The organism is Candidatus Hydrogenedentota bacterium, assembly GCA_018005585.1.
Lineage (GTDB): Bacteria > Hydrogenedentota > Hydrogenedentia > Hydrogenedentales > JAGMZX01 > JAGMZX01.
Genome location: JAGMZX010000053.1, coordinates 23,389 through 34,708, shown reverse-complemented (window position 1 = coordinate 34,708; position 11,320 = coordinate 23,389). Strand labels below are relative to the sequence as shown.

Sequence of the window (11,320 nt, the reverse complement as noted above, 5' to 3'; positions counted from 1 at the left end):
GCCGCGGCCGCGGAGGAATGGCCTGTCACCAGGGAATCCGGCTATCGCGGCATCTGGTATTACAACCAGGAAACAAAAGACGAATACGTTTACAAGTACAGCGGCGGTCTGGGCACGTATTGCGCGGATCACAACCCCTTCGCGGTTTACGCGCCCGCGGTGAACAAGACCTTTTTCGTCTATGGAGGCGCGAAACCGGACAAAAACGAACTGGTCCACATGGTGTCATATTACGACCACGCGACGGGCATGGTCCCACGCCCGGCGCTGCTGCTCGACAAGCAGACGGCCGACGCGCACGACAATCCGGTGCTGTCCATTGACGACGAGGGTTACCTCTGGGTGTTTTCCAGTTCGCACGGCACGTCGCGGCCTTCCTACATCTCGCGCAGCGTGCTGCCGTACGACATCGAGCGCTTCGAGCGCGTACTCGAAACCAACTTCTCCTACCCGCAACCGTGGCATCTCCCCGGCAAGGGTTTTCTTTTCCTGCACACGTGGTACCAAGGCGGGCGCGGCCTCTACTGGATGCGCAGCGCGGACGGGCTCACATGGTCTGAGCGCGCATCCCTGTCTCACATCGAGGAAGGGCACTATCAGGTCAGTTGGCCCTGCGGCGGAAGCGTGGGCACGGCGTTCAATTACCACCCGAAGGGGCTCGGCCTGAATTTCCGCACGAATGTCTACTATGTCGAGACGGGCGACATGGGCGGCACGTGGCGCGCCGCCGAGGGCACGGTCATCGAGACGCCTCTGACCACCGTCCTGAATCCGGCGCTCGTGCATGACTACGCGGCGGAGGGGTTGAAGGTCTACCTGTGCGACGTGAATTACGACGCCGAAGGGCGGCCCATCATCCTCTATGTGCTGTCGAAAGGCTGGCAACCCGGCCCCGAGAACGGCCCGCGCCTCTGGTGCGTGGCGCACTGGACGGGCGTCACGTGGGCGCTGCACCGGATCACGGAGTCGGACAACAATTACGACATGGGCAGCCTGTACACGGAAGCGAGCGGCGTCTGGCGGGTGATCGGGCCGACAGAGACCGGCCCGCAGGCATACAATCCCGGCGGCGAAGTGGCGATGTGGGTCAGCCGCGATGCGGGAGCGACGTGGACCAAGGCTAAGCAGTTGACGTTGAATAGTGAATACAACCACACCTACGTGCGCCGTCCCGTAAACGCGCACCCGGGCTTCTACGCGTTCTGGGCCGACGGTCACGGGCGGCGCCCATCCGAGTCGCGATTGTATTTCTACAGCCTGGAAGCCGACGCGGTTTACCGGTTGCCCGTTACGGTGCAGGAAGCCATGGCGAAACCCGAACTCGTGACCTCAGCCGGGCAATAGGCGTCGAGGTCAGGGGTCAATCGTAACACGGTTGCGCCCGGCGTCCTTGCTGGCATACATCAGCCGGTCCACCCGTTCGATCAGCGTTTCGGGCGTCTCATCAGGCCGCGCAATGCCCGCGCCAACGGATACGGTCACGCGGACTCCCCGCCCTTCGCACTGGTAACGCGACTCCTCGATGACGGCCCTGCAGCGTTCGGCTACTCGGGCAAGCACTTCATCGTTGATGTTGGGAAGCACAACGATGAATTCCTCGCCGCCCCAGCGCCCGACGAAATCGAACGTGCGCAGACTCGACTTGAGCGCCAGCGCGACCATGCGCAAGACTTCGTCGCCGGCCTTGTGCCCGCTCGTATCGTTGACAAGCTTGAAATTGTCGATATCCACGAACAGGACGCCGAATGCCCAGTCGTACCGCTTGAGTTCTTCGAATGCGTTCGCCAGCGCCATTTCCGCATAGCGGCGGTTGCCAACCTGCGTGACGGGGCAGACCAGCGCCAGTTCCTCGAGTTCCTCGATGCGCTGGAGAGCCGCGATCTTCGACGTGTTGTCCGTAAACACCTCCATGACCCCGATCACCTCCTGGAGCGTGTTCACAATCGGGCTGATCCGCGTGAAAACCGGCACGAGTTGCCCGTTCTTATGACGGATGTACAGCTCCTCCTCCCGGATCTGGCCGTCTTTGAGACATAAGGCGCCGGGCGATTCCTCGCCGAAGACCGGGTGGGCCGTCTTGTCCAGATGGCCCAGGAAATTCGGCTTCAGGACCTGGCCGATCACCTCGGCGCGCGAAAACCCCGAAATGCGCTCCGCGCCGCGGTTCCAGTACGTAATGACCTGGTTCGGGTCCAGGAAAAACACCCCGTCATTCAGTTGATCCAGCAAGTTCTCATACGAGATGTCGCGTCCGAGCATGTCGCTTCGCTCCCCAGATGCACACCCATTACCTTACACCAATCGTTTTCGGGCGTCCAGTGGCGGAACACCCACCCGCCGCAGCCCGTTCAGACACCCCAACGCGGGTATGCTAAACTCGCGCGGGAGGAAATTGGACCATGACTGTACCGCATTTGGACGCCGCGGCGCTGCGCGCCCTCGGCGATGCGCTGCCGGAAGATGTCGTGAACACCGACGCGGCGACATGTGACCGCTATGCGCGCTCGACCCAGCCCGCGGGCACCCGGCCCGCCGCGGTGCTCTACCCGGTCACGACGGCCCACGTGCAGGCCATTGTCCGCACAGCCAATCACTGCGGCCTCACGCTCTACCCGGTGTCCCGGGGCCGCAACTGGGGCTACGGCGACGCGTGCGCGCCGGTCGAAGGCGCCGTGGTCCTTGACCTCAGCCGCATGAACCGCGTGGTCGAGGTCAACACGCGCCTCGGATACGTGGTCATCGAGCCGGGGGTCAGTCAGCAGCAATTGTACGATACGGTGCGCCGGCAGGCGCCGGGATACTGGATCGACGCGACGGGCGCGGGCCCGGAAGGGAGCGTCGTAGGCAATGCGCTCGAGCGGGGCTTCGGCCACACGCCTTACGGGGACCACGTCCGCACGACCTGCGGCATGGAAGTCGTTCTGCCGGACGGCCGCGTGGTGCATACGGGCTTCGGCCATTATGCCGGCGCGAAGACGGTCCACGTCTACCCCTACGGCGTCGGCCCCAGCCTCGACGGCCTGTTCATGCAGTCGAACTTCGGCATCGTGACGAAGGCCGGCGTGTGGCTGCAGCCCGCGCCGAAGGGCTTCGCGTTCTTCTACCTTAAGGTCGACAACGATGCGCTGCTGGAGCCGCTCATCGAACGGCTGCGCGGCCTGCGCATGGACGGCGTGCTGAACAGCGCGGTTCATACGGGCAACGACCTGCGCATCATCAGCAGCCAACAACGGTATCCCTGGGCGGAAACGGGGGGCGCCACGCCGCTGCCGCTTCCGGTGCGCGAGAAGTTGCGAGCCCGCTGGGGCGTCGGCGCGTGGAACGTGTCCGGCAGTCTCACGGGTACGCCGGGACAGGTCCGCGCGGCGCGATGCGCGCTGAAACAAGCTTTGCGCGGACTCGGGCGGCTGGTATTCGTCAACGACTCGCGGCTTGCCTGGGGCGGACGCGCCGCGTCGGCGCTCGCGCGGTTCGGCCTTGGCGCGCGCCTGCGCCGCCAGCTCGATGCGCTCCGCCCGAATTACGGGCTCCTGAAAGGCGCACCGACGTCCGCACCGCTGGATGCGCTGGCCTGGCGGCTGCGCGAGGCGCCGCCATCGATGGAAGACCCGCTGGCGCTGCCCTGCGGCCTGCTCTGGATTTCCCCGGTCGTGCCCGCCGCCGGAGAAGATGCGCGAAACGTGCTAAGCATCGTCGCGCCGCGTTTCGAACAGCACCGTTTCGACGTGCTCGCCACGTTTACGTTCATCAACGAACGCGCCATGATCGGGATTTTCAATATCTCGTTCGACAAGACCTCGCCCGGGGAGCCGGAAGCCGCCGCGCGCTGCTATGACGAAGTCATGGACGCGCTCATCGATGCCGGGTACCCGCCCTATCGCGAGGCAATTCAGGGTATGTCCCGTCTCTGGCAGCCCGGCGACGTCTTCTGGGAAGTCGTCCGGGATATGAAGCGCGCGCTGGACCCGCGCGGCATCCTCGCGCCCGGCCGGTACACGCCCCCCCCAAGCTGAACGGCGCTTGCTTGTCCTGCCGCTTGTGAGGGTAGCGCCGCACCGGTAGAATGCCTCCGGGGGAATCGCATGAGGAGGAATCGTCATGGGTCACGCAGATACGGAACGAAAAACGGGGCAGACGCCGGCGTCATCGGGCACGGGCCGGCCGCGCGGCGTAAGCCGCAGGGTCTTTCTCGGGAGCATGGGCGCCGGGTCGGCGGGCGTCGTGCTGGCGGCGCGCGCAACCCCGGCCGCGCAAGGCGATTCCGGCGCGCCGACGGCGACCGCTCTGCCCACGGGCGAGGCGCTGCGCGTCCAGCCCGTGCTCATCTACTACCACGCGCAACCACAGGAGCGTACGAGCTGGCGTTCCTACGGCGCGATCCAGAATCCGGACCAGGCCGCGGCGGAAGCAAAGGTGATCGGCGCGGAACTCTCGGCATTGGCCGGTAGAAGCGAGTTTCCGCTGGTTTTCGAGCCCGCAATCACCGCGAATAACGAGGAACAGGTGCAGCAGGCGGCGGCGGCCGGCGCGGATGCGCTTCTCGTGTACGGCGCGGGCGGCGACTGGTCCTGGCCCGTGCGGCTCGCGGCGTCGGGCACTCCGAACATCCTGTTCCTGCGTCATCGGTCGGGCGCCTATTACCTCTGGCACGAGATCGCCCACTGGCGTTTCCTGCGCCGCAATGAGGACGCCATGGCCGAACCAAACATGGACACCGGCGATATCGTGGTGGACGATTACGACGAGGTGCTCTGGCGGCTGCGCGCGCTGTATGCGCTCAAGAACGCGCGCGGCACGAAGATGCTCGCCATTGGCAGTCTCGCCGCGTACAGCGCCCCCGCACAGGAACTCGGACCTGACCACGCGCGGGACGTCTGGGGTTACGAAATCGATATCGTCCCGCGCGAGGAGTTCGCGCAACGGCTGGAACGCGCCCGGTCGGACGAGGGCGTCATGGCGGAAGTGGACCGGCAGACGACGGAATTCCTCGCGCGGCCCAACATCACGCTGGCCACGGACCGCCGCTTCGTCGTGAATTCGTTCGCCGCGATGCACGTGTGCCGCGAATTGCTCCGGGAGAAGAACGCCTTCAATTTCGGTTTTGACTATTGCATGGGCAAGGAAGTCATCGGAATGCTCGATACACCGCCCTGCCTCGTGCTCGCGCTGGCGAATGACGAGGGCTATACCGCGTATTGCCACACGGACCTGAGCCACACCGTGCCCGGTGTGCTCCTGCGCTGGATTTCAGGGAAGCCCACCTTCGTCTGCAATACGCACTACCCGCACGACGGGATATTCACCGTGGCCCACTGCGCCGCACCGATGCGCATGAACGGCCGCGATTACGAGCCCACGACCGTCATGACGCACTACGAATCCGACTACGGCGCGGCCACGAAGGTCACGTACCCGAAAGGACAGGTGGTAACCGTCGTGGTGCCCAACCTGCACTGCACGCAGTGGCACGGGTTCAGAGGCCGTGTCGCCGATTCCCCGTCGCTGCCCGCGTGCCGCTCGCAGATCGATATCGAGGTGGACGGCGACTGGAAGGCGCTTGTCGCCGGAATGGAAGGGTTCCACGCGCAGTTGGTCTACGGCGATTACCTGCGCGAAACCGGCTACGCGCTCAAGAAGGTGAAACAGGTCGCCTGGCGCAACTACAGCGAACAGGCGTGACGGCGCGCGCCCGGCGGCGACGGGCGCGGAACGGATACGGAAAGGACAGGCGCATGGGTGTCGCGGAAAAGTTCGAGCAAGTGACCGTTGTGTGCAAGGCGAACGTCTATTTCGACGGCAAAGTCGTGAGCCACACCATTCTGCTGGCTGACGGCGCCAAAAAAAGCCTCGGCCTCATCTATCCCGGCTCTTATCACTTCAACACGGGCGCGCCGGAGCGGATGGAGATCACGGCGGGCATGTGCCGCGTGAGACTCGACGGCCGGAGCGAGTGGCGGGAGTATGGAATGGGCACGCACTTCGACGTGCCCGGTCAGTCGGGTTTTGATATTGCCGTCGACGATGGGTTGATGGAATACATCTGCTCGTTCCTGTAACCCCGCGAGACATGCCCATGTTCAAGAACACGTTCAAGAAGAGAGACTCCGCGCGCGCGTCCGTGCGCGCCTGCGCGGTGCTGGCCATAGTCTTCCTTCCGCTCGGGGCCTTCGGCCAAACACCGGCCGTGCAGGTCATCGCGGAGGAGGAGGTTTACACCATCGTGAACCCGGACAACGGGGCCGGGCCGATGTGGGCTTACGGCAGTACCGAGATTGCGCGCAGCGGCGACACGGTCTACGTGTGCCAGATGGAGACCGGCGCGGGCATCCCGCCGTTGAGCAACACGCGGTGGCGGCTCCTCCAGCGCGCGGACGGCGGTTGGCGCCTCGTCGTGGAACCGGACCGGTTCATCCAGCGCGAGCCTTGCCCTCTCGCGGTGGTCCGCGACACGCTGTTCCTGTCCGTAAACGACTCGACCCAGCCGCCGGGCGCGCAATACGGCAACTGCGAGCCCCACGTGCTGCGGTTCCGTTGCAGCGGAGGCGCGGTCGAGCAGACGAAGTTGACGCCGGCCTGGGCGAAGCAGCACACGTTCACCGACCACAGCTATCGCGGATTCGCCGCGGATCCCGAGGCGGCCAAGGTCGTCATGCTCAATATCGACGCGGAAACCAGCGAACAGAACGCGTGCCTCATGACCACGGATGGTCAGACCATTGGAACAGCGTCGGTCAGCTTCCCGATTCGCGCCTGCTACCCGCAGGTCGCGCTGCGCGGGAACGCCGTGCACGTGCTGGCCATCGGGGATATCGTCGAGCCGGTCGCGGAATGGAAGGCCTACAAGTTCGAGCAGACCCAGCGCTCGTGGGACTACGTATTCCGCATCCTCTACTACACGGCCACGCCCGACATCACCCGGCAGGGGTTCACCGCGCCGCTCGAAATCGCCAACGTCGATGCGACCGGCGGCGCCATCTCGAACCAGGACCTGTGGATCAGCCCTGACGGCGCGGCGTACAGCCTCTACACCGAATGCGAAGTCGCATCCGCGCTCCTGCGCGACCGGTTCTTCCCCGGCAAGTCCGTCATCCCTTCGCTGCGCCTTGCCGTCGTAAAAGACGGCGCCGTCGCGTCACGGACCGTGCTCTATCACGGCAGCGAAGCGAGCCAGCCCGGCTGGGCGCGCTTCCATGTGGCCGCGGACGGAACCGTCTACGCCGTGCTCTACGTGAGCGGCTCCGGTGCAGGGAACAAGCTGCTCCAGGTGTATCCGCCCGTCGAGAACGCGCCCCTGACCCCCATACCCGCACAGACGCCGCTGCCGGCCTTCTGCCTTGCCAATATCCGCGCCGGAAACCTGCCCTCCAACACCATTGACCTGCTCGGCCAGTCGGGAAACGTCTTGCGCTATATGCAACTGCGGCTCGAATAGGGGCGCCAGGGCGCGCCGGGCGCGCGGTTGGAACAAAGCGGCTTGCGCGTCGGGGCGCGTCAAGCCGGTTGTCTGGCAACAGGCAGCTCGTAGCAGACGGCTTCTTCGGCGTTGCGCACGTACAGTCTGTCTCGAACGATGACCGGATGGTTCCAGGTCTTGCCGCGCAGCGCCTGGAAACGCGCGATTTCTTCGAACCGTTCCGGTTGCGCCCGCACGAGTATTATCTCGCCGCCTTCGCTAAGCACCAGCAGCATGTCCATGCCGGCGGCCAGCAGTACTTGTCCCCCGTACCGCTCGCCGTTCCAAACGCGCTCGCCCGTGCGCATGTCGATACAGGCGAGCCGCTCGCCGTCAAAGCCGTAGGTGTATCCCTTGTGGAAAACGGCGTCATTGAAATAAGGCCGGAACCGTTTGCTCGTCCATTCCTCGCTGACGTGCCAGGCGCCGTCGGTCTTGGCGGCCCGCAGCAGCCGCGCCCCGCTTGTGCAGGCTATCATGATGCGCGCGCCGTCCGTCATGAGCGGCTGGGTGCAGCGGGGGTAGCTCGTGTTCTTCCATTCATGCTGCCACAACAGTTCGCCGCTGCCCGCCGCGAACGCTTGCACGCCGAAATCGGTGGAAAAGAGAACCTGCGGTTCGTGCTCCAACACAAACAATTGCGGAGACGCGTAACCGTTCGTGTCCGGGCCGCCCATCCACGCAATTTCACCGGTATCGCAACGGTAGCCGATGGCGCTCTTCCCCTCTTTCCCGCTGGTAAACTGAATCACGTATTCGCCCACAACCAGGGGAGAATTCGCGAAGCCGTACATGGGAACGCCCGTGCCGGCGTCTTCGGTAATGTCACGCGTCCACAGCGTCTCCCCCGTGGACGCATTCAGACACGACAATATGCCCGTGCAACCCTGCGCGTATACCCTTCCATCGTGATATGCGGGCGTCGCGCGCGGGCCAAGGCCCATGGTGTCCTCGAACCGCGCCGTGACCCGGCTGGCCCACACATCCTCGCCGGTTGAAGCGCCGTAGCACGTTACGCATTCCTCTTCGCCGCGTTGTTCCTGCGTGAAGAGGTAATCCCCAACCACGGCGAACGACGACCAGGCCGGTCCCACTCTCTTGCGCCATACCTCCCGGGGCGGCACGGTCCAGTCTGTCGCGAAACGGACATCGCGCATGCAATTGTCACGCGCGGGGCCGCGGAATCCGGGCCAGTCGCCGGGGGCGACCCGCGACGGCAGGGTCGCCCTGCCGCCGGTCTTGAATTCCGGCAGCGCCGCGGAACGTTCCGCCGCCGTGGGCACCCAGCGCCAAGACAGGATCGGCGCGATATCCCCACCGATCGTCTCCACGCGCAGCGCCGTGAAAAAGCCCGCGCACACGAGCAGGAACCCCGCGGCGAGCAAGCGCCGCGCCGGCCAGCGCAGCCGAAACGCGACAGCCAGCAGCACCGTCGCGCCCGCCGTCAGCGCCGGCGCCGCATAGGCCAGCAGCATGGCCCCGCCCACGAGCGACGGCTGCGTGAACACGACCCAGGCAAGGGCGCCAATCAGCAGCAGAAAGCCCAGCCACCGGTCCCGCGCGGGGGCCCCGCTTGCCGCGAGCCACCAGACGACAAGCAGCAGTGCGCAAACGCCCGGAATGACGCCGAATGCCAGCACCGTCTGTTCGTTCGTGGATGCGAATAGCGAGACGGCATATCCGGAGACGGCCGCAATCGCAACGGTCGCGACTGCGGGCCACACCCGCAAACGAACAGCGCCGTTCTGCGCCGGCGCGGGCGGCGCGGATTCCGGACCGGCGGAGATAGTGTTTGCCAATTCGTGCATGCTCCCATGTCGGTCGGGCGCGGCGCCCTACTCTTCGCGAAGTTCACCGAAACTTATATTGCGGCGCCCCAGTGACACCCCGACATACGCAAACAACGCCTCCGACGCGGCCAAACCGCATATCAGAAACGCCTGCGCGGGCCAATTGACAACCGTGCGCGACATGGCCGCCATCGGCGCAACCGCAAGCCACGCGGCCACCGCGCCGATCAGCGTGCCCGTCATCACCAGCGCGCTGTTTTCGGTAAGCAGCATGCGCCGCAGGATCGCGGGAGCATACCCCAAGGCGTTCAGCAGCGCAATCTCACGGCGGCGCTCCTGCACGTTGCGATACACCGACACGGCCGCGCCGCCCGCGCCCAGCAACAACCCGAACCCGCCAAGCACCAGGAACATGGCGAGATACGTGCTTTCCACCGCGTAAAACATCTCGAGACGTTTCACCGGGGGCACGGCGTCCATGCCCGCACGTTCATAGGCGCGGTTCAGGTCTCCGCAGAGGTCCTCGCTTGCCGCCGGTCCGGTGTCGAGAAGAAAGCCGCGGTAGCCGGGCTCCGACGGATACAACCGGGTGAACGCGGCTTCCGAAATCAGGAGCGCGCCCTGGAACACGGACAACCGCACCGGAAGCGCCCCAACGACCTTCACTTTCGCGGGCCTGCCCGACTCATCATCATACTCCAGCACTGTGCCCGAATCAGGGTCAGCCGCCGCGCCCAGTCCCCACATCGCCGTGTCCCTGTCGCCCGCCAACGCCGGCACGATGCCATCGTCGGCGACCGTATCCAGAAGCCCCCACACAGCGTCTCCCCCGTTCGCGGGACAGAACGCGTCGAGCCTGGCGAACAAGGCCGGGTCGACCCCAATCAACCGCGGCCTGCGCGCCCGGTTCAGATTCAGGCAACTCGCGTCGTCGCCATCACGCACACGCAAAGCCGCGCAGACGACCGCACTCGCCTCCAGCGCATTCCGTTCTTCCCGCGACAGGGGCAGCGCGGATTCCGCATAGACTTCGAAACCGCCTGTCCCCGAATCACGTTTGCCTGCCTTGGCGGACAGGTCCTCCCGCATCGACGACACGGAAATCACGAGGAAGCAGCCGGCGGCCGTCACTGCCGCGAGGCCGAGACTGCGCCCACGCCTGCGCGCCATGTTCGACAGCGACAACTGCCACACGCGAGGCATACCGGCGCTTTCGCGACAGGCCATACGCCGCAGTGCCGCCCCGTAGAGCGTCAGGCCGCCGGCAAGGAAAAGCACGCCGGCCCCGAAAAAGGCGCCCAAACCATCCTGCGCCTGCCCCGGCCAGCCACCCAGCGCCACGCACGCGCCGGCAAGGAAAAAACATGCGCCAAGCACCCAGAGAAATCCCGCCCGGCCGCGCCCAGCCCCCGCCGGGACAGACGTAAAATCCGTCGTAGACAGTTCGCGCACGGGGCATCGCATCGCGCGCCATGTGACTATCGCCAAGACAATGAGCACGACCGACAGAGAACCCGCCGAGCCCCAGACCAGCGGCAACGGTTCCGCTTGAAGCCGTATCGGCGTTGCGGCGACGGCGGCGGGCCACAGGGTCTGCAACCCCTCCAACAGCGCCGCCGCGTAGAGAATGCCGCCCCCAACGCCGGCAAGAATGCCAAACGCGGCCACCGGCGCGGATTCCACGAGCATCAGGAGCGCGATTCGCCCACGGGTGTAGCCCATTCCCTTGAAAATGCCAATTTCCTCGGCGCGGCGCTGCATTGCCTGCACAAAGAACATCAGCAGCAGGCTGAGCGCCCCGGCAATCAAGAAAAAGCTCATTCCAATGAACAGGCCGCCGAAACTCATCGCCTTTTCGACGCTTTCCATCGCCTCGGCGCGCGCGAGCGCAAGAGAGAGGCCCAGGTCCGCCGGGTTCAGCGCACCGCGCAGGGCCCCGCGCACCTGTTCAATGCCACCCGCCTCCGGCGGGAATCGCACGGCGGTCACGGAGCCAAAACGGCTTCCCCAGAGTTCCTGACCCGTCTTGAGAGCCGTCAACAGCTTCGGCGTCTGCCCGTACGCCCGCCAATAAGCC

At 65.4% G+C, this 11,320-nt stretch carries 8 protein-coding genes; 5 read left to right on the top strand and 3 right to left on the bottom strand.

The genetic code is table 11. From position 1 onward, the window contains the following. On the top strand, nt 1-1,344 hold a 1,344-nt coding region (locus KA184_10940), incomplete at its 5' end, for a BNR-4 repeat-containing protein (protein ID MBP8130082.1). Between the two features lie 9 nt (nt 1,345-1,353). Here KA184_10940 and KA184_10935 read toward each other — a convergent pair. Further along, complete coding sequence (locus KA184_10935; GenBank protein ID MBP8130081.1) at nt 1,354-2,259, bottom strand: sensor domain-containing diguanylate cyclase; 906 nt, start codon at nt 2,257-2,259, stop codon at nt 1,354-1,356. 140 nt (nt 2,260-2,399) lie between these two features. On the opposite strand from KA184_10935, the gene KA184_10930 reads away from it, so the two are divergent. The 4 genes from KA184_10930 to KA184_10915 all read left to right on the top strand — a co-directional run bounded on the left by KA184_10930 (nt 2,400) and on the right by KA184_10915 (nt 7,432). Beyond that, entirely contained in the window at nt 2,400-4,013 is a 1,614-nt protein-coding gene (locus KA184_10930; protein MBP8130080.1) for an FAD-binding oxidoreductase, read from the top strand. 85 nt (nt 4,014-4,098) lie between these two features. Further along, entirely contained in the window at nt 4,099-5,679 is a 1,581-nt protein-coding gene (locus tag KA184_10925) for a sugar isomerase (protein ID MBP8130079.1), read from the top strand. A 53-nt stretch (nt 5,680-5,732) separates the two neighbouring features. Then, a complete protein-coding gene (locus tag KA184_10920; GenBank protein ID MBP8130078.1) occupies nt 5,733-6,056 on the top strand; it encodes a pyrimidine/purine nucleoside phosphorylase in 324 nt (107 codons plus the stop codon). Nucleotides 6,057-6,073: 17 nt separating this feature from the next. Beyond that, on the top strand, nt 6,074-7,432 hold the full coding sequence (locus tag KA184_10915; protein ID MBP8130077.1) for a hypothetical protein: 1,359 nt from the start codon (nt 6,074-6,076) through the stop codon (nt 7,430-7,432). 59 nt (nt 7,433-7,491) lie between these two features. On the opposite strand, the gene KA184_10910 is transcribed toward KA184_10915, so the two are convergent. Then, a complete protein-coding gene (locus KA184_10910) occupies nt 7,492-9,252 on the bottom strand; it encodes a PQQ-binding-like beta-propeller repeat protein (protein ID MBP8130076.1) in 1,761 nt (586 codons plus the stop codon). Nucleotides 9,253-9,288: 36 nt separating this feature from the next. Beyond that, the coding region (locus KA184_10905; protein ID MBP8130075.1) for an ABC transporter permease at nt 9,289-11,320 on the bottom strand (2,032 nt) is incomplete at its 5' end.

Bases quoted from the DNA above. Each gene is read 5' to 3' on its own strand.
- KA184_10930 (MBP8130080.1), top strand. From the start codon at position 2,400: ATGACTGTACCGCATTTGGACGCCGCGGCGCTGCGCGCCCTCGGCGAT.
- KA184_10935 (MBP8130081.1), bottom strand. From the start codon at position 2,259: ATGCTCGGACGCGACATCTCGTATGAGAACTTGCTGGATCAACTGAAT.
- KA184_10920 (MBP8130078.1), top strand. From the start codon at position 5,733: ATGGGTGTCGCGGAAAAGTTCGAGCAAGTGACCGTTGTGTGCAAGGCG.
- KA184_10915 (MBP8130077.1), top strand. From the start codon at position 6,074: ATGTTCAAGAACACGTTCAAGAAGAGAGACTCCGCGCGCGCGTCCGTG.
- KA184_10925 (MBP8130079.1), top strand. From the start codon at position 4,099: ATGGGTCACGCAGATACGGAACGAAAAACGGGGCAGACGCCGGCGTCA.